General features: G+C 50.9%; 25 protein-coding genes. 6 read left to right on the top strand and 19 right to left on the bottom strand.

Features of this window, described 5'->3' with window-relative positions:
- Nucleotides 1-59: 59 nt before the first annotated feature.
- On the bottom strand, nucleotides 60-692 hold the full coding sequence (locus AC0YN4_RS09155; RefSeq protein ID WP_475781167.1) for a YigZ family protein: 633 nt from the start codon (nucleotides 690-692) through the stop codon (nucleotides 60-62).
- A gap of 11 nt (nucleotides 693-703) precedes the next feature.
- The gene (locus tag AC0YN4_RS09150) at nucleotides 704-2,053 is read right to left on the bottom strand and encodes a glucose-6-phosphate isomerase (protein ID WP_475781166.1); all 1,350 of its coding nucleotides are present in this window, start codon (nucleotides 2,051-2,053) and stop codon (nucleotides 704-706) included.
- A 158-nt stretch (nucleotides 2,054-2,211) separates the two neighbouring features.
- On the opposite strand from AC0YN4_RS09150, the gene AC0YN4_RS09145 reads away from it, so the two are divergent.
- Nucleotides 2,212-3,516, top strand: coding sequence for an NAD(P)-binding domain-containing protein (locus AC0YN4_RS09145; RefSeq protein ID WP_475835647.1), 1,305 nt, complete (start codon nucleotides 2,212-2,214; stop codon nucleotides 3,514-3,516).
- Nucleotides 3,517-3,599: 83 nt separating this feature from the next.
- Here AC0YN4_RS09145 and ppnP read toward each other — a convergent pair whose 3' ends face one another.
- The 4 genes from ppnP to AC0YN4_RS09125 form a co-directional block, all read right to left on the bottom strand.
- Nucleotides 3,600-3,917 carry a pyrimidine/purine nucleoside phosphorylase gene (gene ppnP, locus AC0YN4_RS09140; protein ID WP_090977527.1) on the bottom strand — a complete coding sequence of 106 codons (318 nt, stop codon included), beginning with the start codon at nucleotides 3,915-3,917 and terminating at the stop codon, nucleotides 3,600-3,602.
- A gap of 104 nt (nucleotides 3,918-4,021) precedes the next feature.
- Nucleotides 4,022-6,037, bottom strand: a complete 2,016-nt coding sequence (gene tkt / locus AC0YN4_RS09135; RefSeq protein WP_475781164.1) for a transketolase — start codon at nucleotides 6,035-6,037, stop codon at nucleotides 4,022-4,024.
- A gap of 276 nt (nucleotides 6,038-6,313) precedes the next feature.
- The gene (purU, locus tag AC0YN4_RS09130) at nucleotides 6,314-7,213 is read right to left on the bottom strand and encodes a formyltetrahydrofolate deformylase (protein ID WP_475781163.1); all 900 of its coding nucleotides are present in this window, start codon (nucleotides 7,211-7,213) and stop codon (nucleotides 6,314-6,316) included.
- A 49-nt stretch (nucleotides 7,214-7,262) separates the two neighbouring features.
- Nucleotides 7,263-8,390: a deoxyribonuclease IV gene (locus AC0YN4_RS09125; RefSeq protein ID WP_475835646.1), complete on the bottom strand. Its 1,128-nt coding sequence runs from the start codon at nucleotides 8,388-8,390 to the stop codon at nucleotides 7,263-7,265.
- 251 nt (nucleotides 8,391-8,641) lie between these two features.
- Between AC0YN4_RS09125 and AC0YN4_RS09120 the strand changes: the two genes are divergently transcribed.
- Together AC0YN4_RS09120 and AC0YN4_RS09115 are read left to right on the top strand one after the other, a co-directional pair.
- Nucleotides 8,642-9,073 carry a DUF2621 family protein gene (locus AC0YN4_RS09120; RefSeq protein ID WP_475835645.1) on the top strand — a complete coding sequence of 144 codons (432 nt, stop codon included), beginning with the start codon at nucleotides 8,642-8,644 and terminating at the stop codon, nucleotides 9,071-9,073.
- Between the two features lie 76 nt (nucleotides 9,074-9,149).
- Complete coding sequence (locus AC0YN4_RS09115; RefSeq protein ID WP_475835644.1) at nucleotides 9,150-10,049, top strand: TIGR01777 family oxidoreductase; 900 nt, start codon at nucleotides 9,150-9,152, stop codon at nucleotides 10,047-10,049.
- 73 nt (nucleotides 10,050-10,122) lie between these two features.
- On the opposite strand, the gene AC0YN4_RS09110 is transcribed toward AC0YN4_RS09115, so the two are convergent.
- From AC0YN4_RS09110 to AC0YN4_RS09065, 10 genes are read right to left on the bottom strand one after another with little or no spacing between them, the layout of a single operon-like run.
- Nucleotides 10,123-11,721, bottom strand: a complete 1,599-nt coding sequence (locus AC0YN4_RS09110) for a DUF6382 domain-containing protein (RefSeq protein ID WP_475835643.1) — start codon at nucleotides 11,719-11,721, stop codon at nucleotides 10,123-10,125.
- A gap of 17 nt (nucleotides 11,722-11,738) precedes the next feature.
- A complete protein-coding gene (locus tag AC0YN4_RS09105) occupies nucleotides 11,739-12,272 on the bottom strand; it encodes an A24 family peptidase (RefSeq protein WP_475835642.1) in 534 nt (177 codons plus the stop codon).
- 18 nt (nucleotides 12,273-12,290) lie between these two features.
- Entirely contained in the window at nucleotides 12,291-13,313 is a 1,023-nt protein-coding gene (locus AC0YN4_RS09100) for a TadE/TadG family type IV pilus assembly protein (protein WP_475835641.1), read from the bottom strand.
- Nucleotides 13,294-15,522: a hypothetical protein gene (locus tag AC0YN4_RS09095; RefSeq protein ID WP_475835640.1), complete on the bottom strand. Its 2,229-nt coding sequence runs from the start codon at nucleotides 15,520-15,522 to the stop codon at nucleotides 13,294-13,296. Before AC0YN4_RS09095 ends, AC0YN4_RS09100 begins: the two co-directional genes overlap by 20 nt.
- 12 nt (nucleotides 15,523-15,534) lie before the next feature.
- Nucleotides 15,535-16,236, bottom strand: a complete 702-nt coding sequence (locus AC0YN4_RS09090; protein WP_475835639.1) for a pilus assembly protein — start codon at nucleotides 16,234-16,236, stop codon at nucleotides 15,535-15,537.
- A gap of 1 nt (nucleotide 16,237) precedes the next feature.
- A complete protein-coding gene (locus AC0YN4_RS09085) occupies nucleotides 16,238-16,423 on the bottom strand; it encodes a Flp1 family type IVb pilin (RefSeq protein WP_475835638.1) in 186 nt (61 codons plus the stop codon).
- Between the two features lie 27 nt (nucleotides 16,424-16,450).
- Entirely contained in the window at nucleotides 16,451-17,308 is an 858-nt protein-coding gene (locus AC0YN4_RS09080) for a type II secretion system F family protein (protein WP_475835637.1), read from the bottom strand.
- A gap of 20 nt (nucleotides 17,309-17,328) precedes the next feature.
- Complete coding sequence (locus tag AC0YN4_RS09075; protein ID WP_475835636.1) at nucleotides 17,329-18,150, bottom strand: type II secretion system F family protein; 822 nt, start codon at nucleotides 18,148-18,150, stop codon at nucleotides 17,329-17,331.
- A 5-nt stretch (nucleotides 18,151-18,155) separates the two neighbouring features.
- Entirely contained in the window at nucleotides 18,156-19,403 is a 1,248-nt protein-coding gene (locus AC0YN4_RS09070; protein WP_475836092.1) for a CpaF family protein, read from the bottom strand.
- Nucleotides 19,351-20,568 (bottom strand): P-loop NTPase family protein, encoded by a 1,218-nt coding sequence (locus AC0YN4_RS09065; RefSeq protein WP_475781151.1) that lies wholly within the window; start codon nucleotides 20,566-20,568, stop codon nucleotides 19,351-19,353. Before AC0YN4_RS09065 ends, AC0YN4_RS09070 begins: the two co-directional genes overlap by 53 nt.
- A 302-nt stretch (nucleotides 20,569-20,870) precedes the next feature.
- Between AC0YN4_RS09065 and AC0YN4_RS09060 the strand changes: the two genes are divergently transcribed.
- Nucleotides 20,871-21,509: a nitroreductase family protein gene (locus AC0YN4_RS09060; RefSeq protein ID WP_475781150.1), complete on the top strand. Its 639-nt coding sequence runs from the start codon at nucleotides 20,871-20,873 to the stop codon at nucleotides 21,507-21,509.
- 100 nt (nucleotides 21,510-21,609) lie between these two features.
- On the opposite strand, the gene ndk is transcribed toward AC0YN4_RS09060, so the two are convergent.
- Together ndk and AC0YN4_RS09050 are read right to left on the bottom strand one after the other, a co-directional pair.
- Entirely contained in the window at nucleotides 21,610-22,089 is a 480-nt protein-coding gene (gene ndk, locus AC0YN4_RS09055) for a nucleoside-diphosphate kinase (RefSeq protein ID WP_475835635.1), read from the bottom strand.
- Between the two features lie 144 nt (nucleotides 22,090-22,233).
- Complete coding sequence (locus AC0YN4_RS09050; protein WP_475835634.1) at nucleotides 22,234-24,033, bottom strand: M3 family oligoendopeptidase; 1,800 nt, start codon at nucleotides 24,031-24,033, stop codon at nucleotides 22,234-22,236.
- A gap of 145 nt (nucleotides 24,034-24,178) precedes the next feature.
- On the opposite strand from AC0YN4_RS09050, the gene AC0YN4_RS09045 reads away from it, so the two are divergent.
- Nucleotides 24,179-24,352: a YycC family protein gene (locus tag AC0YN4_RS09045; RefSeq protein WP_475781147.1), complete on the top strand. Its 174-nt coding sequence runs from the start codon at nucleotides 24,179-24,181 to the stop codon at nucleotides 24,350-24,352.
- On the top strand, nucleotides 24,349-24,585 hold the full coding sequence (locus tag AC0YN4_RS09040; protein ID WP_475781146.1) for a hypothetical protein: 237 nt from the start codon (nucleotides 24,349-24,351) through the stop codon (nucleotides 24,583-24,585). Before AC0YN4_RS09045 ends, AC0YN4_RS09040 begins: the two co-directional genes overlap by 4 nt.
- Before the next feature lie 77 nt (nucleotides 24,586-24,662).
- Here AC0YN4_RS09040 and AC0YN4_RS09035 read toward each other — a convergent pair whose 3' ends face one another.
- Nucleotides 24,663-25,364, bottom strand: coding sequence for a DUF2225 domain-containing protein (locus tag AC0YN4_RS09035; RefSeq protein WP_475835633.1), 702 nt, complete (start codon nucleotides 25,362-25,364; stop codon nucleotides 24,663-24,665).

Here is a 25,364-nt window from a genome sequence, read left to right as displayed (position 1 = left end):
TAAGTGAAGGAATAAGAAAGCTCCCCGGCACAGGTTGGTCCGGGGAGCTTCTTATTGCGTTATTCGCCTTCAATGTAGTACTTCTCTTCACCAAGAGAGAGTACGGCTTGTCCTTGCGTGACGTCGGTTATCCACGCGCTGAATCGCTCTGCGTCCGGCGCTTCCGGCAGACAGGTGATGACTACACGGTCGGTGAATTCGGTCCCGCCAACTCGCACATTACGGGCGTGGAATTCGTTTTCCAGCTTGCCATACCATGTATAATCGACATCGACAATTACCTCGCGATGCAGAATATACACAATGGGCTCGGCCGCTTCAATTGCCGCGACAGCACCGTCTGTATAGGCGCGAATAAGGCCGCCTGCACCGAGCATGATGCCTCCGAAATAACGAGTCACGACAATAACAACGTTCTTGAGGCCATGATGCTTGATCACTTCCAGAATCGGTTTGCCGGCAGTACCGCTTGGCTCCCCATCATCGGATTGCTTCTGGATCTCGTCGCGTTCACCGATCACGTATGCAGAGCAATTATGCGACGCGTTCCAGTGAAGCTTCTTCAGCTCCTCAATGTACGCGATCGCTTCTGCCTCTGAAGCGACCGGCTTTCCATAACCGATGAAACGCGATTTCTTAATGACAATCTCTTTGCTGGCCTGCTTACGCAGCGTTTTGTATCTGGGCTGCATGGCGATTAAAGCTACAGGCGAGCTTCCAGCTCAGCCTTCTCTTTCTCATAGCCCGGTTTGCCAAGCAAGGCAAACATGTTCTTCTTGTACGCTTCAACGCCCGGTTGGTCGAACGGATTGACGCCCAGCAGGTAGCCGCTGATGCCGCACGCGATTTCGAAGAAGTACACCAGGTAACCGAATGTATAAGGTTTCATGTCCGCAATGTTCACGACAAAGTTAGGTACTTGGCCGTCTGTATGTGCAAGAAGCGTGCCTTCGAAGGCTTTCTTGTTTACGAAATCCATCGTTTTGCCAGTCAGGAAGTTAAGCCCGTCCAGGTCTCCTGCATCATGACCGATCGTAATTTGTTCCGCTACGTTCTTCACTTGGATGACCGTTTCGAAGATGTTACGGTTACCCTCTTGAATGAATTGACCCATGGAATGCAGGTCCGTCGAGAAGTCTACGGCAGCCGGGAAAATCCCTTTGAAGTCTTTGCCTTCGCTCTCGCCGTACAACTGTTTCCACCACTCCGACACGAAGTGAAGCGCCGGCTCGTAATTCACGAGAATTTCCGTTGCTTTGCCTTTACGGTAGAGAGCGTTGCGCGCTGCTGCATATTGGTAAGCTTCGTTCTCGGCAAGCACGGGGCTGCTATAAGCTTGCTGTGCATCCGCTGCGCCTTTCATCATCTCATCGATATTGATGCCTGCAGCTGCAATCGGCAGCAAACCAACTGCTGTAAGGACAGAGTAACGTCCGCCTACATCATCCGGGATGATAAAGGACTCGTAGCCTTCTTCCGTTGCCAGCTTCTTCAGTGCACCCTTCTCGCGATCTGTTGTCGCATAGATACGTGTACGGGCTTCAGCTTTGCCATACTTTGCTTCCAATGCTTCGCGGAATACGCGGAAAGCAATTGCCGGCTCAGTCGTTGTACCTGACTTGGAGATCACGTTGATCGACCAGTCGCGGCCTTCCAGCAATTGAAGCAAATGCGTTACATATGTAGAGCTGATGTTGTTGCCTGCGAACAAGATTTGCGGCGTCTTGCGTTGTTCTTTCGGCTGCAGGTTATAGAAAGAGTGTGACAGCATTTCAATTGCTGCGCGAGCGCCTAGGTAAGAGCCGCCGATGCCGATAACGATCAGCACCTCGGAATCCGATCCGATCTTCGCAGCTGCTTTCTGAATGCGGGAAAACTCTTCTTTATCATAATTCGTCGGCAGGTCGATCCAGCCCAGATAGTCCGAGCCTGCGCCCGTACCTTCACGAAGCTGGTCATGTGCTGCGCGTACTTGCCCTGCCAGATTATCGATTTCATGCTGGCCGATGAACGACAATGCCTTGCTATAATCAAACTGAACTGCTTTACTCATTCGTAATAAACCTCCCACAAATTATCCTGTTTACAGCTAGGATAAGGATAATGGATTTGTTAGGTAAAAACAAGCGATCGAGGGGGCCAATACTTCTTCCCAGCTTTTTGTGATAAAATGAAACTACATAAAATCCGCTTTCAAGGAGATGAACATGCATGTTTAAAATTGCATTTATCGGCCTAGGCGTTATGGGTGAGCCCATGGTAGCCAATTTGCTCCGCAAAGGGTATTCCGTTACTGTATTTAACCGTACGCCGGGCAAAGCGGACAAGCTTCTCGCGCTTGGTGCGGATGAAGTTTCATCACCGGCAGCAGCAGCGCGCGTATCGGATCTGATTATTACGATGATCAGCAACGATGACGCGATTCGTGAAGTCTACTACGGTGAGAACGGCCTGCTCGGAGCTATGATGCCGGGAACGATTGTCATCGACAGCAGTACGATATCTCCGGCTTTGGCACGCCAACTACATACAGATGTTTCTGCTAAATTCGGCGACTTCCTCGATGCCCCGGTTACAGGAAGCAAGCCTGCTGCAGTGAGCGGCTCCCTTGTCTTCATGGTTGGCGGCGATATCGAAGTCATCCACAAGGTACACGACGTCCTGAACGCGATGGGACGCAAAGTCATTCCGATGGGTCCGGGCGGAAGCGGTTCAACTGCGAAGCTGGCTCATAATACGATTGTCGGCATCAACGTTGCCGCCCTGCTTGAAGGGATGGCCATAGCCGCAAGCGGCGGCATCGACGCCAAGTCGTTCCTCGAACTGGTTCAATCCGGCGGAGCTGCCAGCAAAATGGCCGAGCTTAAAACGCCGAAGCTGCTGGAACGCGATTTCAGCGTGCAGTTCTCGCTCGCGCTCATGCTGAAGGATCTGCGCCTTGCTTCCTCGCTCTCTGATGAGCTTAAGACGCCAACGCCGATTCTGGAAACGGTAAAGAGCCTTTATCAAGTCGGTGACGCGATGGGTCTTGGAGAGTTGGATCTCTCCGCGCTCGCTCACGGCTATGAGCAGTGGATCAACAAACGAATTACGACGCACAACGATGTTGAAGATACCGTTGCTGCCACTTCGGAAGCACCGACGGGTGTTCAAGTATCCGATAACGGGCAGAACCGTCGCAGGGCCGAACGCCTTGCACTGAATGTACCGCTGAAGCTCTCCGTCTATCAATGGGCGCAAGAAGGTTCGTTCTCCGGTCAACTGATTGATGGGACGCTTTGCGATATTTCCGAAAGCGGACTTCAAATTTCGTCCAACTTCCCGCTGGAGTGCGATATGTTCGTCGTCATCCACTTCCCTCAGGATTCGGAGCTGCCTCCGGTAACCGGACGCATTATCCGCATTGAAACCAATGGCAGCCGCTTCCGTTACGGCTGTTTGCTGGCAGGGCTCGCTCCTTATCAGCGGTTGCAGTTGGAAGCTTATATTAACAAACAACGCATTACGGCTGACTAATCGACCGTTTAACGCAGAAAAAGCTGCCCCACTCTCCTTGGATAATGTCCAAAGCGAGCAGGGCAGCTTTTCGTTTACCTAAACTATTCTTGAATATAAGAGCAGATATAATCCGTAACCGTTGTCACTTGAAGCTTAAACTTTGCATGTGCCGGAACCGTAAACTCGCCTTCGCCGGAGATGCTGATCCATTCGGAATCGCCTGGCAGCAGCACTTTCAAATCCCCTGCCACGATTTCCATAATTTCCTTCACATCTGTACCGAATTCATACTCGCCTGGCATCATGATGCCGAGCGTTTTCTTCGTTCCATCTGCGAACAGTACTGTGCGGCTGGTTACTTTACCATCGAAGTATACATTAGCTTTCTTGACGATTGACACATTCTCGAACTGAGACATTCGGCATTAGCTCCTTTGTGGTATACGCTTAGAATGAGGATAGGAAAGCAGGGCTTCCTGCCGCGTTACAATAGCCGGCTTTCAGCCCCGCAGTTTATTAGCTACTACAGCAAACCTTTTACCTTGCTTACAACATTCTCAACCGTGAAGCCGTACTCTGCAATTACGCGATCGCCTTTTGCGGAAGCACCGAAGGTATTGATACCCAGTACCTCACCGCCGTCGCCTACGTAACGCTCCCAACCGAATGGTGAACCCATTTCGATGGCAAGACGGGCTTTAACACTTGGAAGAATAACGGATTCTTTATACGCCTTAGGCTGGCGCTCGAACAGATCGAAGCTTGGCATGCTGATGACACGAACTTGAATGCCTTCTGCTGCAAGAGCTTTCTGAGCTGCAACCGCAAGCTGTACTTCAGAACCGGTAGCGATCAGCTGAGCTTGAGGATTGCCGTCAGCCGCTTCGGAAACGACATAAGCGCCTTTCGCAATGCCTTCGCGAGCTAGCTCGTTCGTTCCTTCAAGAATCGGCAGGTTCTGACGAGTCAGAACGAGTGCTACCGGCTGATCCGCTTTGGAAATCGCATAAGCCCATGCTGCCGAAGTTTCGTTCGCATCCGCCGGACGCAATACAGTAAGCTGCGGAATGATACGCAGGGAAGCAATTTGCTCGATTGGCTCATGCGTAGGACCATCTTCACCAACTGCGATACTGTCATGCGTCAGTACATAGACAACCGGCAATTTCATCAGCGCGGACAGACGTACTGCCGGACGCAGGTAATCCGTGAATACGAAGAACGTAGCGCCGAATGCTTTAACGCCGCCATGCAAGCTCATACCGTTGATAGCTGCTGCCATCGCAAACTCACGTACGCCGAAGTATACGTTACGGCCTTCGTAGCTGCCTGGTTTAAATACAGGCAACCCTTTCAGGTGAGTCATTGTGGAGCTCTCCAGGTCAGCAGAGCCGCCGATTAGGTTTGGGACGTTCTTCGCAAGTCCGTTAAGCGCGTTACCGGAAGCTACACGAGTCGAAAGTGCTTTGTCCGCAGACGTGTATGCAGGCAGATCATTATCCCAGCCTTCAGGCAGGTTGCCGCTGATTGCGGTTTCGAATTGTGCTGCCAGCTCAGGGTTAGCTGCTTTATAAGTTGCATACAATGCATCCCACGCTGCATTGGCTTTCTCACCGTTTGCTTTCACTTCCGCGAAGTGTGCGGCAACTTCTGCCGGCACGTGGAAAGCTTCGTTCTCCCAGCCGTAGAATTGCTTCGTCAGAACAGTCTCGTCAGCGCCAAGCGGGCTGCCGTGTGTACCCAAATGACCGCCTTTGCCGCCTTTGTTCGGACTGCCGTAACCGATTGTCGTTTTCACTTCAATCAGTGTCGGTTTGCTTGTATCCGCTTGTGCAGCAGCTACTGCTTTAGCAAGTGCGTTCAGATCATTACCGTCTTCTACGCGAATGACTTGCCAGCCGTAAGCTTCGAAACGGCCTTGTACGTTCTCGGAGAACGACAGGTTCAGCTCGCCATCGAGCGAGATATCATTTGAATCGTATAGGACAACCAGTTTGCCAAGCTTCAGGTGAGCTGCGAGCGAAGCTGCTTCGCTTGCAACGCCTTCCATCAAGTCGCCGTCGCCGCAAATTGCGAATGTATAGTGGTCGATCACGTTCAGGTCTTGTTTATTGTAAGTTGCGCCAAGATGAGCTTCAGCCATCGCCATACCAACTGCCATGGCAATCCCTTGTCCAAGTGGACCGGTTGTTGCATCTACGCCGGCTGTGTGACCGAACTCGGGGTGACCCGGTGTCTTGGAGCCCCATTGACGGAAGTTTTGCAGTTCTTCGATTGGAAGACCATAGCCTGTCAGGTGCAGCAGGCTGTAAAGCAGCATGGAACCATGACCTGCGGAAAGAACGAAACGATCGCGGTTGATCCATGTTGGGTTGGACGGATTGTGGTTCATTGTTTTCGCAAACAATTGATACCCCATCGGAGCCGCTCCCATAGGCATGCCCGGGTGGCCGGAATTTGCTTTCTCAATCGAATCGATCGCTAGTGTGCGAATCGTGTCAATGGAAAGCTGGTCGATGGATTTCTGTGTTACTGTCATTACGTAAACTCCTCCTAAATCCGAATAGGCTTGCATCGAAGTGAAACGGCAATCGCGATCCTTGGAAGGCGCGGTGCGTTTCAATGTCATACTCTCTCTTTAATTACTCTGGCGGTGTACCCGCACTGGCTTTGAAATATTGTACCATTACCACTGCGCCTTTTCCATCCTTAATGCGTTAGTGCGCTAAAAATCGACATGAAAATGGCGCGTTCACACGGAGAATTCCGCGAAAACGCGCCATTGTTGTCAGCAGGTTGCTGACGTTTGCTTCAATTAATTGAATACGACCGTCTTGTTCTTGTGCACAAGAATCCGGTCTTCGACATGCCACTTAACCGCACGCGCAAGTACAACACGTTCAATCGTACGTCCGATGCGTTTCAGGTTGTCCACTTCATCACGGTGGCTGACGCGCTGAACATCCTGCTCGATGATCGGTCCGCCGTCGAGCTCTTCCGTTACGTAATGCGCTGTAGCTCCGATGATTTTGACGCCTCGCGTATACGCTTGAGCATAAGGTTTGCCACCTACAAAGGCAGGCAAGAAGGAATGATGAATGTTAATAATCCGATTCGGGAACTGCTCGATGAATTTAGGCGAAATAATTTGCATATAACGTGCCAGTACAATCAGATCTGCTTTATCGGACACAAGCTCCAGCTGCTTCTTCTCCGCTTCGGCTTTCGTGTCAGCCGTAACCGGAATGTGGTGGAACGGGATACCAAATGATTCTACGAGTGCTTTCATATCCGGGTGATTACTGATTACCATTGCAATATCCGCTTCCAGATCACCTGCTTGCCACTGCCAGAGCAGCTCCAGCAAGCAGTGATCTTCTTTGGAAACGAAGATAGCCAGACGTTTCTTGCGACTCGCGCGGAACGTATGCCATTTCATCTCGAAACGATCTGCCACTCGGGCAAAATCCTCCTGGAGGACCGGCAGCTCGGCGTCCAGGTCACTGAGATCAAATTCAAAACGGATAAAGAACATGCCGCCGCCGGGATCCATGGAATACTGGTCGGACTGCACGATATTCGCGCCATGCTCGTACAAGAAGTGCGAGACAGCCGCTACAATTCCGGGCCGATCCGGGCAAGAGATGAGCATTGTCGCACGTTTGCGCTTATCCGGGCGCTGCGAGGACGGTCCGGGCTGATAGATGTTTTGCATAATAGACAAGTCTTCCTTCCGTCAACAAGTAGAGTAGCTATAGGTCAGCTTATGCGTTCACAAGCAGCGTTTTGCCCGCGAACCAAGCCGTAATCCGCTGATTAATGGCTTCTTCCGAGAGCTCTGGCAAAATGCGATGCTCGGCTACAAGATCATACAAACGATCCATCGGCTCGCGCGGATCGGCTTTCTTTGCTTTTGCGTCATTCTTAAGTACATCCCAAACGGACAGTACATAGCCGCGGTGGTTGATGTCCTGTTTATTGAAGAAATGGTGCAGACGCTCCACATCCTCCAAGAACTCACTGCCGAAACGCGTATGTGCATCGCCGCGAAGCAAAGCAATTTCCGCTTCGTACATCGGACGCTGCGTTTTGTCCTCTTGGCCAATCCATGGTGTCTCAAGGATAAATGGACGTCCTTTGAGTCCTTCATGATGAACGATATTGCGAATCGCATCATGCCCAATCCAGCCGGCACCGATCGGTGCATGACGGTCTTTACCCGCTCCGCGCGGATTTTTACTGTCATTGACATGGACAACGGCGACACGGTTAAGGCCAACAATGCGATCAAACTCTGACAGTACACCATCAATATCATCGACGATGTCGTAACCTGCATCATGCATATGACAGGTATCCATACAAACGGTCAGACGTTCGTTTGCAGCTACTTTGTCAATAATGGATGCAAGCTCATCGAAGCTGCGGCCGATTTCAGTGCCTTTACCTGCCATAGTTTCAAGGGCAATATTCACGTTTGTTTCTTTCGTGCCATTGAGTACTTCATTCAAGCCTTCTGCAATGCGAGCAATCCCGTACTCCGCATCCTTGTCGGTGAAAGCACCCGGATGAAGCACGATATTGCGTACGCCGATCGCGTCTGTACGGCGAATTTCTTCCTGAAGGAAGCGGACAGCCAGTTCAAACGTATCGTCTTTGTAAGAGCCGAGGTTTACGATGTATGGGGCATGAACGACGATCTCGTCAATTCCCGCCTTGCCCATTGCGTCTCTGCCATCTGGAATATATAAATCTTCAATCGGTTTACGCCGTGTATTCTGTGGTGCACCGGTGTAAATCATGAATGTACTTGATCCGTAGGATACGGCTTCGTTCGCTGCGGTCAGCAGCCCTTTATCGGAAAATGAAACGTGGGATCCGATTTTTAACATGGACTCATTCGCTCCTTTCGTTACAAGGCGGGACTACTAGGTGTCCTGTTCCTCGCAAACGCTTGTCCTTCCTATTTTACAAGGAATACTCCAATAAATCTAGGTGTGTGACCGTAAGGAAAGTTTGGATGCTATCGTATCGTGCCGGAAATGCCTTGTCGGTTGCGGGAGATAGACGTCATCGCTTATAATGGAAACAATTTGTTACGCATAATTCGTATATCTGAGTTGGCTCGAGGTGAATAAGTCGAATGGCACCGAATTGGTTTATGTATTTTATTATGTTTTGGGCAATTGTGATGATTGGCTTTATGTCGATCGGCGGCTATTTTATGTTCCGTAAATTCCTTAAGGTGCTCCCGATGCGAGATGGCAAATCAAAGCTTGATTGGCAGAACTATTGGGTGGAACGAAGCCGCGGCATGTGGCCTGAGGATTCCAAGAGTTTTCTGGATCAGCTCGTCTCTCCTGTACCAAGTGCGTTTCGGGACATTGCCAAACATTCCATTGCAGCCAAAATCGCTCAAGTAGCCGTTGAAGGCGGCGCATCGGAAGTGTCGCGCAATCACTGTATTGAAGGTTATATTCGGGCAACGCCTAAGCGGGATTACCGCAGCTTGGTTTCGTTTCTGGAGAAGGAACAGATCGACTACTCCGCCTATACACATTTAATTAACAAATAAGCCGCCCGCTTGGGCGGCTTTTGCAGTATTATTGAAGCAATTGGATGCTCTGAATGAGGTTTAAGGAGGTCTCTGTATGAAGGTAGCAGTTACCGGAGGAACGGGATATGTAGGAGCTATGCTTGTCGATGCACTGCTGCAGCGAGGAGATGAAGTATGGATTATCTCTAGGTCTGAGAAACAGATGAGCCCGAATCCGAAGCTGCATACGATCACTTGGTCCAAGCTGGCCGAGTCTCCGGTTAAGCTGGAAGGGATCGACGCAATCGTCAATTTAGCAGGAGAATCCATCAGTCGCCGCTGGACGAAAGAAGGCAAATCCGCAATATTGCATTCGAGACTAAATGCAGCGCGTGCGATCGGCAAAGTCGTAGAAGCCCTTCAGCGTAAACCGTCCGTCGTTATAAATGCATCGGGCATCTCTATCTACGGGACGGATGGAAGTAAAGTCAGCGATGAGTGGGGCCCAGCTCACATTACTGATTTCCTCGCTTCTGTCGTTGAGAAGTGGGAAGCTGCTGCAGATCGCATTGAGGTTCAACGGCTTGTAAAGCTGCGAATCGGACTAGTGCTTGGGATGAAAGGCGGTGCCTTCCCGAAGATGCTGCTGCCCTATCGATTAATGGCAGGCGGAAGAATGGGAAGCGGCAAACAGTGGATCCCCTGGATTCACGAAGACGATATGATTCGACTGATTCTATTCTGCCTCGATGATCCGGAAATACATGGACCCGTCAATGCATGTGCACCAGAGCCGGTAACGAACAATGAGTTTGGAAGAGCAATCGGCAAGGCCATGAGAAGACCGCACTGGTTTCCGGTGCCGGCATTCGTACTCAAAGCCGTTCTCGGCGAGCTTTCCTTCCTGCTGCTCGAAGGTTCAAGAGCGATCCCACGGAAGTCTATGGAGCTGGGGTTCGAGTTCCGCTACGATACCGTTCATGATGCGCTGCGTCAGTTATTAGCCCGGAAGTAACAGCTTCCTTGACTGGTCGGCCTTACACTTCACTTCAATCACTTCCGAAGAACCTTACCATACGGGAAGTCCTTCAGCCTACTTGTTGTGAGGGACTGGAGGGCAATCCTGATCGGAATTTATAGAGTGGCCCTCTATCACCAGCCAGCTGTATCGAATCGTTATCATTTAGCGGATAGGCTTTGTAGGGAATCATTGTAACTCCGTTAAGGGTACTTCCGTTTCGAGAGCCCATATCTTTCACTGACCAGTTGCCTTGCTTCACACTTAATTCCAGATGGGCTCTGGAAATCCCGGAAGACAAATCCACGTGATCCACTCCCTCATTTGCTCGGCCGATTACAAACTGGTTCTGTCCCAGTCTGACTACCACCGCTGACTCTCCTTCTACCTTGCGTTCGAGACACGGAGCACTAATAACAGCTCCGCTTTGCGCCTCTGCATTCTGTCTAAGTAACACTGTTGCATCGTTAGGCGATGCTTCCAGAGATGCTGTCTTTCCGCTGAGTGATAGAGGTGTGAATGGAATCGCGTTTGACTGAACGGCAGGTGGAACACCATCCCCTGTGAATTCTTCTCGGTATGACTTCAACTGCCTTTGAACGTGGATAGGCATGGAATTAGGCACGAATCCATCTTCGACAGGCCATGCCTGCCTCTCATTCCAACCATTGCCCTCATCTTCCTTACTCGAGCCAGAACTCATCCTTCGATTCACAATTAGTCCTCCCGCGGCTGTCATGAGCGTCAAACCAGAGCAAATCAGCAGACTGCTTTGAGATGGAGATGGCAAATAGAGAAAGCGCCAAATGACCGCGGCAATAATTAGTCCTCCTGCTCCTAACATCCAGCCCGACTTCATTAAGGAAGCTGGTCGCTCTTGGACCGGCAGCTCCGTTAGCGGAAGCTCAAATCCAATATCCCCCTGAATGCGCTCGCTTCCCTCATCCCTTCGAACTACACTTGGAGCTCTCGGCGGCACAGACTCATTCTTCCATACGAACGAAGATTGAGTAGATGAAGGGACAGCCACATTATCTACCGGCCTTATAGCATGATCCGGCTCTCCGAACGACTCGTTTGTTGACTCTCTGTATTCACTTCCAAGAAGGGCGAGCAGGGTCCGCCTGAGCTGCCCCCAAGCAGTATACTCCCCTCTTAAATGCTGGAAAATTTGCTGCAAGCCCGCTCCATCAGGCTGGGCGATATAACCAACCCAGCGAATAGCCATAGCAAGCACCGCCTCACTTGCCGAGGATACAATGCTTGTATCTCGAAGCGGCACGTACACAAGCTCGGCTTCCTCCCAATGATCACCGATATAGATGTATTGCTCATGAAGCATAAAGCCTTCTTCTCGCAGCATGTATTGTTTACAATCATCCAGTGCTTCCACGATAGCGAGCAGCAGGGCATAGAATTGAACCATCGTCAACTGCTGAGTTTGCATGCGATGAAGTAAGATTCGTTTGCCGTTAATGCGATACCGCAAAGTTATCTTCCCGTCGATATCGACCCATTCCACAGGCAGCAATTTCGGAATACGCTGGCTTTGGAGCATCTTCATTTCGATTGGATCAAGCTGCTCCCTCGAGATGCCGGATTCCAAATCAACGATCATTTCAAGTCCACGCTTCATCGTGAAATCGACTCTTAATTCTTTAAACACCATCAACGTCGCTCTCCTTCCTATCCACTGAACGGCCATTCACGCATGAAGCAGCAGGTCGTAATCGCCCCTGGCACCACTGCGATCATGAACGGGAATCGCAACCCATTCTTCTTCAGCGTCATGAAGCCATCTGTATGCAGATTTCGAGGTAAGGCAAACAGTGAAACTGCAAATGCCACAATTCGCTTTGCAAAGGTTTGATTCATGACCAGGAGCACGATTCCAAACAGCCCCCCAAACAAAATGGAATACATAAGAACTTCCAAGCACGTAGCTGCCCCAACAAGCGCACCAAGTGCTCCGAACAGCTTCACATCCCCCGCCCCTATTCCCTTCAGCATATACAAGGCAATCAGAGGCAGCACTCCCGCCAGTATACCGATTAACGAGAAAATCACACCGCTCAAACCATCGCTGCTCAAATGATAAATGAGTCCGGCGGCGAAGAAGGTTAGCGTCAGCTTGTTCGGAATGCGCATCGCTCGCACATCACAGACAAAAGCAATTCCAAGCAGCAGCGCTGCTAAAACGAGCTCGATTTGAGCCATCATCCGAAACCTCCTTCCAAGCTACAGAGCAGCTCTCTTCTCCACTACAAAATGTCTGGCAGCACGCGATGAACCTTCACTTGCCGAAACAATAAGCTCCCATACGCCGGGAGTGGTGTTACCCGATATCAGCCATGTCCACTCCGCAAACCCTTCGTTGTCTGTGTAAGTATCGCCGAGATGCTTTGCCACACTGTGCCCACTCTTATAAATCACCTGAATGGACAGCTTTCTACCCGGACTTGTCTGAACGACAACACGTGCCCGTCTTCCCGGATTAGCCGGTGACGGCTCGAGAAGTACAATTTGAATAGGCGCTTCATCTAATTGTGCCAACTCTTGATCCTGAGGTGCCGGAATGGAATCGCGCACCCAGACACGTTCTTCAGCACGCTCCCTCAATACAATCGACTTCTTCGTAAACGGAAATCCCAGCTGGAACTCATACTCCGCCTCGATGAGAAGGGAAACATCTGACTTATTCTTCAAATCAGGAAGCGAAAGCTTGCTCAGACGCAGCCTCTTAGGATCGAGCACGGACTTATCGGCTTCTTGGCGAAGCAGCGGTTCAATAATGCCCCTGCCGGCTTCAGTTGCTGCTGCATCCACTACCGGCTTCCAATTCCCCTGCAATGCCGATGAAAGGAGAAGCCCTGCCGGAGCCGGAAGCCACTCTTCCAGCTTCTCAGCAATGAAATCCACTCCCGGTAATTGTTGCAATAGCGGTGGTAAAGCAGCTTCTGTTCGTGTTCCCGCTTCCGTATCTGCCTGAGGCTCCGTCACCGAATTAGCTGCCGATTCCGGTTCATGGATCTCTCCCACGGATGCACTCAGCTTCTGAAGAGCTAGATCAACAGGATGGATATTAGCCGCAGCCTGCCTTACCGTTTGGGATACTGAGCTATGAAGCGCCATCTGCACCGTATTAAGCCGGATCAAGCAAATAAAGAAAATAACGACCATTAGCAAAATCGGAAGCAATAAAGCCGCTTCTAAAGTAATGCTTCCGGTTTCGCTGCTCCGTTTACCCGTACGACCAGCCAATGGTATGCGTCGCTTCATATCGATTGCCCTTAACCTTTCCGCTCAGAATACCTGCGCCAGTAAAGCTCCTCATGAGCCCGGGCAGAAACCACAGCTTCACGGAGGAGGTCAATTCCCCCGTCAAGCCTGTGGAGACATATGATAAGGAAACGCCGCCCAGATTACGCTCAATGACAGCGATAATGCGCGCTGTCTTGGCTTCGCTGCTGCCATGCAACAGCAGAAAAACCCTTAGATAATCCAAATAACTTAATTCCACGGGCGTATACTTGGAAAGCTCCACTTTCCCTTCCTGCGCAATCGTAATCATATCGGCCAGCGATTTCTCTAATCCGTACAGTACCGCAGCGGAGAGTACCAATAATGGATGTCCCAATCCTTTGCATGCAATAAACCCTTCCATCGTTCGAATCGCCAGCCTTGCTGCGAACAATTCACCGTAAGCGGCGGCCACATTAGCAGCGGGCTCCTGAAAACCATACATAATATATTCGACCTCTTGATTCTCGAGAGCCAGTCCCGAAGAGAAGCCTTCTGTGGTCGATCGACCGCTTGCCGGAGAAGCAGAGAACAGCTTAGGATCGAACGAATGAAACCGATGAACGATATATTCATTCACATAGAGCGGATCTCTGATCCCTTCAAGAACATCCGCCATCCCGCTGAAGATCCTTCCCATGGAAGTCATCGATACCCTTGCCTTCTCACCGGCATCGACATCAGCGTCCTCACCGCCATTCAGGTCATCATCTATTAGCGGCGACGTTGCAGCTTCATTGAATTTCAGATTCGCTTCCATTTGCTGCTTCACTTCACGAAATGCCTCTTGGTGGTCCTCCTGATTCGGGGCAGAGATCATCGATTGAAGCTGCTGTTTCACTTGAACCCATTTGGTCTCAGCTGCCGCTTCATTAGACTTTCGTTCTTGATCGCTGGACTGCCGGCTCTCCATCTCCTTCTGCCTGCTATGGATGACGGTGCCCGGTTGAATGTAGCGATCCCCATAGCTGCCATAAGCACCTTCAAGCTGCTGCAAGGATTCACGTAATATTTCGGACCTGCCGATACCCCCAATTGCAGTTAGGACCGCCTGACGAAACAAAGCAGCCCTTGCAGCTACTTGCTGAATATCGACTGTTTGCTGGCTTAGTTCTTGTTCATAAGTTTCAAACCAAGCTTGATCCAGCACGAGCCCTTCTGCAGCATCACGTGATTCACGAAGAGGTGACAGCTCACCAGCTTGCGATTGCCCTCCGGTAAGCTGCTGCTGATTCATCCGGTCATAACCGTCGCCCGTTCCTTCTTCTCTCATCCGCTTGACCGCATCTTCCATGGCCTTATTCAAGCCCTTTGCTTCTTGGAGCAAAATAACTGCCTTTCGCTCCGATTCGCGATGAAGAATGGCCGCATCATCCAGCACTGCCATGATTGAATCAGCTTCGTTACTCGCATAGTTCCGATAGAAATTAATGGCATCAATGCGTAGTGGGGGCAACTCCTCCATTGTGCGTATCGTATCTTCTCTGATCCACTGCTCATAGGAACCATAGAGGCTGACTATTTCTCGAGCCGAACCTGTCATTCGTGACCCTATTGCATTCTTGACGCTGGCAGCGGCTTGTTTCTGAATCGTAATCACTTCCTGCAGCCGCTTCTCTCGTTCATCGTAAAGCTGACGAAGCCGCTCCAGCAATTCCACTGACATGGAGGCTTCCTTCATAGCAGAGGCCATCGGGGCGAACTTGGAGGCTACCTCCAATGTAAAATCAATCGGCGCTTTGTATTTCATGTCCTCCAGCACCTGCCTGCTAAAGACCTGATGAAGGCCTAATACCTCATAGCTGTCCACATGCGATGCTTCCGTCTTCCCGTCGAGGAGTCTGAATCCGCCCTCATCCGAGGTCCAGTTGTGCGACACGGCTTGCGCGAACAACTCCCCACGATCTGAACCGCCTGTACCGAACAGACCATATTGCTCATATAACGCCCCGTCATAAGCAGATAAAGCGGATCGGATGCCGGATTGCGCAGCAAGCCTGCTCTGTTTCTCAAAAGCCGCAATTCGCGCTAAATCGATGAGCAGCGCTGTGAACAGCAGCATGGCTGCAGTCGAAACGATCAAGTAAATCGAAACAGCACCGTCACTGCTCCTCCAGAAGAACGACTGGATAGGGGCAACATGCCGACTATTATCATTCAATCGGTGCATTTGTTCTGCCTCCTACTGCTCCTGATCCTGAAGAGATTGCCGGTTATGCAGCACTTCACGGGCTTGTGCCTTGCCTTGCTCGGACTGACCGGCAAATCTTCCTGCATAATACCGTACGAGATCCACATTTCTGATGAGCTCGACAGGGTCGACTATGACAGCATCCGTTATAGCCATCGGCTCCGAGTGGCCAAGTATCGTTTCCAGAGGAGGGATCGATAATGGCTGGCGGAGCTTCACGTCAATTCTTTTCACCCATACCCCGTCATACGTCATCACCCCTTCGAGCGGCTTCCGAACTCTGACTGCTCCAATTGCCATCTTCTTAAGGGGGAAGGATTCAGAGGGAACACTGGATGTATCCGAATTATTGGCAGAGGTTTCGCCAATCGGAACACTCAAGCTGTTCTGATTGCCGCCAGCTGATCCGAATAACGTTTGCAGTGCCCCATTATCTGACAACCGCCAATATAATCCGTCGTACTTCCCGGTCACGCCTATTCCACTGACAGCAGCTCTGGCACTGTTATCCCAGCGGAAAGCAGTTCTCTCTGCCGTTTGTGATGCAACTGAATACAAGACAACCTTCTGGTAGGTATACATACTAAGCATGAGCAGCGTAATGAGGGCTACGAAAATCATAGGAAACACCATACTTGCTTCAAGCGTAAAGCTTCCTTCCTCCTTCAATGCCAGCGCACGCCAACTCGCCAAACTAGTTGAAGATTTCGTTCGCTTTATCATCCGCATCGCCCATCAATTTCTCCATTAATGCAATAATCCAATCCTTGAAAAGCAGTGCTAATATAATGACTACAGCAATGATAAGTACGATCTCCAGCGTACCAAGGCCCTCCTCATCCTTCCAAAATGCACGCAGTGCGTTGTTCATGTTCTTCATATCGTTCCACTCCTCTATTAGTAGTAGTTAACCGCGCATCATTAAGATCGCAGGTGAGGCAACAAGCACCATAAGCACCATAAAGATACCGACAAGCGGGAAAACAAGCTTCGAGGAAGCTTCTTCACCTCTTGCACGAGCTACAGATTTACGTTTCTCCCATAAGGAATAAGAGAGCTCCTTCAAAGAAAGGACAAGCTGATCGCCGCCTCGGCGATAATTCAGCAGTAATGTTGTAGTAAACAGCGAGACCTCCTGCACACCGCAGCGCCGGCTCAGCGTCTCCATTGCCGCCGCAAAGGATTCGCCATTACGCACGGCTTCATTCACTTTGCGAAGCTCGATGAACAGCGGAGTTCCGCCTTTCTCATCCTTTCGTTCACCGGCTCGCACTAATGCGCGCTGCAGCGTCTCTCCCGCTCCAAGCAACAACATCAGCTTGCTGATGACCTCAGGCAGCAGCAGTAAAATATCCTGCTTGCGGCGCTCCACTTTAGTGGCGGTATCCCGCCATTTCGCTGCGGGCAGAAGGATACCAAGCAGCATGCCTATATACAGCAGCGTCTGCTCCTTGCTGAGTACACTAAGCCACGCTCCCGCACATGCTGCCGCGTATCCTGTACCGATGGACATAGCGACAAAGCCGTCTGTTGCATCTACCGTCCAGCTCCGCCCGTTAAGAATAAACAGCCTCCCGTGCAAGCTCGCAAGAAAGGGCTGAATTCGGTTTAACAATCCGCTCTGCTCCAGCAAATAACGAAAAGGGGATGTCACTAATCGTTCTGCCGTGCTCATCTGGTTTCTCTTGTCATGCCGCCTGCATTGCAGCAAAGCCCAACTCCATAAAGCAGTAAGTAAAGACCCCATAATAATGGACAACAGCAAGCTGCAACCCCCTTCGACAATTACATGCGGATATTCATAATTCTCGTCATCAGCATAAAACAAAGTCCGAGAAGAAGAAGCGCCGCTGTCAGTATGACGTAGCCAATCCCGCTGTATAAAGGTGCCATATAGTCCGGCGCTGTCAGGCTGAGGAAGGCTAGGAAAACAAACGGAACCCCCATCATAATTCGCGATTCCAACCGCTTCTGCGCTACCATGACGGCGATTTCCTGCTGCACATCCAGCTTCTCGCCAATCATCTGTGAGGTTCGTCTGATCACTTCAACCAAATCACCTCCGGATCGTTTACAGGTTGTAAAGACGTCGGTGAACTGTGAAATATCATCGATCTGGGCACGTTGGCTCAAATCGATCAGCCCCTGTTCAAGCGTTTCCCCGTAACCCAATCTCGCTGATAAAATCTCAAATTCGATTAGAATCTCAGTCAGCGGATTCGGGTAGAGCAGTCTGAGATCCTCAAGCGCGGTAACGAAGGCATTCTCTACAGAGCGCCCTGCGGCAAGTGAAGATGCGATTGAATAGAGCGCTTCTCTAAATTGAACTGCCAGACGTATTCGCCGCTGCTCCAGCAAGGATCGCCTGTGGATACGAGGAGCGATGATGCCAGCTAATGACAGCACAAGCGCAGCAACAACAGAACGATAAAACAAGAACGCGGCAGCAAAGACCAGAAGCCCTCCGACAACCGCCGCTGCCTTGAATTGCTGACCGGATAAACGATACTCCCCGTAACAAGGAAGCTCCTCTGCGCCTGCTCCTACTGCAGATGCCGCACTCGTCCATCCAAGCCAAAGCATCCAGTCGGCATGAGTACTCTTCATACTCTTCAAGCACCTTCACCTTCCGAGAATTCAGCTTCAGCCATACCCGCCATCTGCAGCTTCCACGTCCGGTGCAACTTCATATTCTCGCAGCGCCGTAGTAAGCCGGACACACGACCTTCACGTTCACCATCCTCTTGGAACCGGTAGAGGGTTTGCAGTAATACCTCACCATCCTGAATTCCGATGACCTCGGATATTTCGATGACTCGCCTCGAACGATCGCGTAAGCGGGATACATGCACGATAATATCGATTGCCGAACTAATTTGCTGCCTGATGACGGCGATCGGCAAATCCGCACCGCTCAGCACCATCGTTTCCAATCGGGCAATCATATCCCGAGCGCTGTTACTATGTCCGGTGGATAAGCTTCCATCATGTCCGGTATTCATTGCAGCCAGCATATCGATTGCTTCGCCGCCCCGTACCTCGCCTACAACGATCCGATTCGGCCTCATTCGCAGCGAAGCTCGAATCAGCTCTCGCATGGAAATAGCCCCTTTCCCTTCGGTGTTCGCGTTACGCGTCTCCAGCGATACTAAATTGGGGACCGTACGAATTTGCAGCTCGGCTGCATCTTCAATGGTTACAATCCGCTCGTCCTCCGGAATGAACTGAGTAAGAGCATTAAGGAAGGTTGTTTTGCCCGAGCCTGTCCCGCCGCTAATGAAGATATTGTATTTGGCCTTCACAAGCTTACTAAGCATGGAGGCGGCCTCAGAAGTGAGCGCCTCACACGCGATCAGATCATCCATCAGCAGCGGACGCTCAGGAAACTTCCGGATCGTCATCGTCGGTCCTTTCAGAGCAACCGGCGGCAATACGATATGCACCCTCGAACCGTCCTTCAGCCTGGCATCCACAATCGGCGTGGATTCATTCACTACGCGGTTAACACCCGCAACTACAGATTGAATCAAATCCTCCAGCCGTTCCTTACTTTCAAAAGCCATTGGAAGCCTCGACAATTGTCCCGCGCGTTCCACGAACATCTCCTTATGGGAGTTGATCATAATCTCCGAAATGGCCGGATCATCCATAAGCGGCTGTATAAAATCCAAGCCTCGGAAAGAATGAAACAATCTTCGAACCAGCTGGATCTTCTCACCTGCCGTAATGGGATGATCCAAGCACCACCGAAAAACCTCCCGTTCAATGCGCGAGCTGAAATCCTCATCTGACATGGCGCTCCCCAGCTCAAGCTGGTTGCGAATTCGCTCCTTGAGCAGCTGGATTGTTTCTTCTTTCAAAGGCGACACTGTCATCACCTCCCGGCTTCAGCTCGCCAAGCTTGCCAAGCAGCGTTTCAAGCGCTCCGCGATACTGAGGAGCATCGAACCACCCAGCCCCGCCTTGCTGACCGATAGCAGTCCATTCTTTCACGAAAGGAACAGTAGCTGTAATCGACAGTGAAGCCATCTTACCGCTATGCCATTCCGCTTCAGGCCTGCCAATTGGTTTAAGCTGAATAAATTGAAATTTCGGTTTCGACTCCGCAAAGGAAGAACCATTCTTCTGCTCGCCATATTGCATGGCTAACTCAGTCTTACGCAAGCTGCTCGGGTCGTTATTCAAGAGCCAAAGCACATGGCGGCTTGCTTGAAACACCCCGAAGTGTAAGGCATCCAATCGGCTGTCCAAATCAACCACAATCTTGTCGTATTCCCCGGTTCCCTTGATGGCACCCAGCAGCCTCTTCACATGCTCAGCCGTAAGGGACAGTCGTTCCTCCGCATTCTCGCAAGGCACGATAAAATCTATGCCGAGCCACGGATGCCGCTTGCGCAGCGCAATAATTTGGGCAACCGCTTTATCCGGGGCTGCTTGCAGCGTGTACAACAAATTCGAGAAATCTTCTCGACCATCCCTGCTGTCCCAGAGCGGTGCAGCATTCCACTGTTCCAAATTCAAATAAAAGACCCGAGCACCGCAGGCGGCTGCCTGCCTCGCAAGCTGAAGCGCAAGCGTGGTCTTACCGATTCCACCGGCAGGGGAATACACCGAGATGATGCTAGCCCCAGCTTCAGACTCAGCGCCGGATTCGGCATTCCCCTCACCCATCAGCTTTACCGTGCGCTGCTCAGAAGAGGCATATAGAGCCGCGAACGACTGCAGCAGCTGCGGCAATGGCTGATACTGCAGCACTTGGTGCTTATGCCCTGAAAGTCCAACCTGCCCTACAAGAGCTGCGGCTAACACGCTCTCAGCCAACTCTCCCAGCTCATCCAATAAGCTTGGTTCTGCGACGAGCAGGTCAACGGCATATCCTCCGCGCATATAGCTGCGAAGTGCTGCCGGATTCGTGAAGGCCGTTAACTGCCAGCCCGTTCCAAAGGAGCTCTGACGCATGTAGTCGCCAAGTCGTTCGATATAACTCGATTCTTGTACAGCAACAATAAGGTTTCGTTTGCTCATACGGATCAATTCCACACTCCTCTTGGCATCCTGAAAAAGAAGAAAAGGACGCAAAAAAGCACCATAACAACGCAGATCATCTGCGCGTTACGGTGCTTCCGTAGCGTCCTTGTACAATTGACCATAATTTACCACATTATTCACATTGGAGTCAACCCACATTTAGGCACAATTCAAAGTTCGACTTCCTAATTTTGTAGTTGCTTATCTTTTGTATGTGTACTATACTAAAGTAAGTTAATTTGTATCTGGTTAGTTACTTATTTTTACATTCATTCCATTTGGAGAGGGAGACACCTAAAATGAACCAAAACAATACTGTAGCAGCACCATCCGCCGAGCAAGTCATGCGTGAGCGTCATTCCGTACGTCAATACAAAAGAGACGTAGTTATTCCTGAAACAACATTGAACGAAATTCTTGAACTGGCAGCAACTGCACCATCTTCTTGGAACCTTCAGCAATGGCGTTTCCTCGTTATCCAAGACCAAGCACAGAAAGATCTTGTTCGTCCGATCGCTTACGGTCAACAACAAGTATCCGACGCTTCCGCCGTTATCGTTATTCTTGGCGACTTGCAAGCGCAAATTACCGGCCGCGAAATCTTTGACGGCATGCTCGCAGCAGGCCATGTGACGCAAGAAATCCGTGACAATATGGTTAGTCAAATCGAAGGCGCTTATTCGTTCGAGCAAGTTGCACGCGACGAAGCTAACAAGAATGCTGGTCTTGGCGCTATGCAGCTAATGCTCGCAGCTAAATCGAAAGGTTATGACACGGTTGCAATGGGCGGCTTTGACAAAGCGAAGCTCGTTGAAGCTTTGAACATCCCGGCACGTTACATCCCGGTTATGATGATTGCAATTGGTGAGGCAGCTGCACCGGGTCGTCCGACTCCTCGTTTGCCGCTTAGCAAATTGGTTATCAACGAATCGTTCTAATTCATCCCCACACACAAAACAAGCACACAATAACGAAAGCCCTCCGTTCTCTCTAAACGAGATACGTGAGGGCTTTCTTGTAATTGCACTACCTGTGTCGTTAATGAATGGAATGCTCATCTCGTGCCACAGCCGTTCTTCCAAATAATGGATACAGAGGCTGCGCAGCATGCTCGCGATCAAAGAACAGCCCGATTTCACGCGCGGCACTTGCGTCAGAATCCGATCCATGCACAATATTACCCGAAATATCCATTCCGAAGTCGCCCCGAATCGTCCCCGGCCCAGCTTCCACCGGATTCGTCTTGCCGATGATTGCACGCGCATTCTCAACCGCATGAGGCCCTTGCCAGATCATGGCGCACACCGGTCCGGACGTCAAATAATCGACCAATTCACCGAAGAATGGCTTTGACTTCAGCTCTCCGTAATGCGTTTCAGCAAGCTCCCGGTCAATTGTGCGAAGCGATATCGCGGCCAGCTCGAAGCCTTTTTGCTCAAAGCGTGTAATAATAGGGCCGATCAGCCCCCTCTTCACTCCATCCGGCTTTACCATCACAAACGTCTGCTCTACTTGCATACTCCTCGAACTCCTTCCATAAGCGGACAAATCCAGATCCAGATTCCAGTGACAGAAAAACGGCGCCGTCCCCATAAGGCCGCACCGTTCTCTATCGATCATTATTCCACATTATGTCAGGTATTATGCCTAACTCTCACAATCTTACGATTCTTCTGTCAGAGCCAGAAACTCTTCAACGTCTTCTAAAGCAAGCTTGACCGCTTCACGCCAGAAGTCCGGCTCATCCAAGCGTACGCCAAGATGCTTCTGCGCCAAATCCTCGACCGTCATCAATCCGGTATCGCGAAGCAATGCGACATAGCGGTCCGCAAAAGACTCGCCTTCTTTCTTCGCTTGCGCATAGATGCCGCAGCTGAACAAATATCCAAATGTATACGGGAAGTTGTAGAACGGCACGTCCGTCAAATAGAAATGCAATTTCGATGCCCAGAAATGCGGATGCAGCTTGCCAAGCGCGCCGCTGAACCCTTCCTGCTGCGCCTCTTCCATCAGCTTGCACAGGTCTTCTTGGGTCAGCATGCCCTGCTTGCGTTGCTCATAGAAGCTCTTCTCAAACAAGAACCGAGAATGAATATCCATAAAATAAGAAACCGCGTTATTCAGCTTATCATCGAGCAAGGCCAGCTTCTCTTCCCGGCTAACCGCAGCCTTCAGAGCGGAATCAGATACCAGCATTTCGGCAAAAGTAGACGCTGTTTCGGCCACATTGCTCGCATACTCCTGTGCCAGCGGCGGCAAATCATTCATTACATGCTGATGATACGCATGTCCAAGCTCATGGGCAAGCGTCGAGATATTCGACGGTGTACCGGAATAGGTCATGAAGATCCTTGTTTCCTCACTCTTAGGAAACGACGTACAGAACCCGCCCGGACGTTTACCGGGGCGATCCTCCGCTTCGATCCACGCTTCGCGGAACGCCATCTCCGTAAACGTGGCCAGATCCGGACTGAACGCACGGAACTGCTCCGTAATGAACGCCGCTGCGTCGCTATAAGGTACTGTCTTGCTCGCTGAACCAAGAGGCGCGCTAACATCATGCCAATCCAACTGCGAGAGGCCCAGCAGCTTTGCCTTGCGCTCCATATAGCGGACAAGCCGCGGCTTCCCTTCGGTTACGGCAGACCACATCGCATTCAGCGTAGCCTCGCTCATCCGATTAATCGCAAGCGGCTCCTTGAGCGCCGTACCCCAGCCCCGCTTCTCATACAGCTTCAACCGGAAGCCGGAGATGCGGTTAATCGTATCTGCGCACAGATCCCCTTGCTCCGACCACTCGCGCTCCCACTCCGCGAAAGCAGTCTCGCGTACGCTGCGATCACTATGACTAAGCCTATTATGCATTTGGCCCGCAGATAGCTGCTTCACGGCCCCGTCCTTCTCAGTGACTTCGAATCGAATACGCGATACGATCGTGTTATAGAAATCTCCCCAGCCGTGGTAGCCGTCAACCGCCAGCTCCGCTGCGAGTGCTTCCTCTTGAGGCGGCAGCTTCTCCTTAACGGCTTCACGCCGCTCATTCAGTACGAAAGCAACCGGTGAAGCATCAGCAGCGTTCAGCCAATTCTTCCAGCTCTCCTCATTTGTCCGCAGAAGCAGCTCATCGAAGTTGGTAAGTGCCCCGTTGAACTTGGCCGATAAGGTTTTGACTCGATCATTAAGCCCGTTTGCCGCCGTATCTTTCATCTGCTGCGCTTGCAGGCATCCTACGAAGGAATCCGACTGACGAAGCCGAAGCAAAATCGACTGAACCGCTTTCGTCCAGCCTGACAGCTGATCCGGTGAAGCAGGCGTGCCGCTTGCAGATGCCTCGGACAGCTCACGTGTCAGGACATCAATATCGCGCTCCATGCCGCTTAGTTCCTGATGAAATGCGGCAGATCCGGAACCCCCCGCATAGATATTTTCTAAATTCCATGTTGTCGGTAATATGGATTGCATAAGAGCCTCCTCCTGTCTGCGCGTTGCGAATTCTATCGTCGCAGTGTATAACTGAATTATACCGTTATCCATGTCCCTTTTTCCATCCTATGCAAATCTGGGCGCTGCCTATGCAGACAAGCCCCTACGATAAGGAGTGTTTACGATGTCTCAACCCTTACAGCTCTCAGCGGAAACTGCAGTTAAGCTGGCGAAGGAATTGAATGTTCCGCTCGAGCATTTGATGCATATGCCCAAACATATTTTGCTGCAAAAGATTGCCGAGCTCGCGAAGAATGCCGCAAGCGACACTGAGGATAAAGGAGCTTCCACGCCGTGATTCCTTTTGAACGCGCTTGGCCTTATGACATTATCATGAAAGACGTGTATGTGCCGAGCTGCCCGTTCTGCAAGAAAGACAACGTCCTGCTGCCAATCAGACCCAAGGAGCTTGGCGATATTCGCACAGGCAAGAAAAGACTTCTCGTCTTCCCATGCTGCCATAACCGGGTAACGGTGATCGATGCAGACCAGGACTATCTCCTTACGGACACGACGCTTCGCCACGCCTAATTTCGCTTCCATGCACACAAAAAGCCGTCCGAGCAAAAGCTCGGGCGGCTTTGTATTATCGCTATTGTATATTATCCCTACGCGTTCATTGCGGCGGGCTCATCCTCGAAATTGTCTCCAAATTGCTGCTGTTCGCGAAGCAGCTGCCATTGATCGCGGCATGCCCGGATCATGGAAGCATCCTCAATCCGTTTGTCATTGACGACACGCGAGAACCATTTCACTGCTGCATTCGGCTCGCCGATCCGACGATTCAGCTCCCCCATCAAATACATCAGCTTCGCATTATTGAGTGAACCGCTCTCCGTTTCGAATACGGCTACGTAAGAATCCAGTGCGAAGCGGAGGAAACGCAGCTCCTGTTCCTTCATATTCTCATACCGATAGAGCCATGCAATATGATGAAGGATACCCGCTATGACGCGTTCCTTCTCGTCAATAATGCCTGAACAGAGGAGGGCAAGCTTGTAGCATTCCAGCGCCTGCTCCTTCGTACGCGTACCGCCGTAATCGCGATAACTCCAGCGGCCTCCCAGCGTCTGTTGATAGAGACTTTTCTGAGCTGCTGTCATTGACGTCTTGCCGTTCTCCGTAGAAGAGAATCCGCATCTCGGACATACACGTACAACGTAGAAATCAGGGTTAAACTCCGTCTTGTAATGCGAACAGAAATCGGTATCCCGACCGGAAGGTTTCTTGAAGCTTGGGCGTACACGTGACGTCTTGTAGGTGGACTCACAGCAAATGCAGGTAATTGAAGTTAAATAGAGTGGATCCAT

Source organism: Paenibacillus sp. J22R3 (assembly GCF_056269305.1).
Note: the sequence above shows the minus strand (reverse complement) of the source record. Positions and strands in the feature narration are given on the sequence as shown.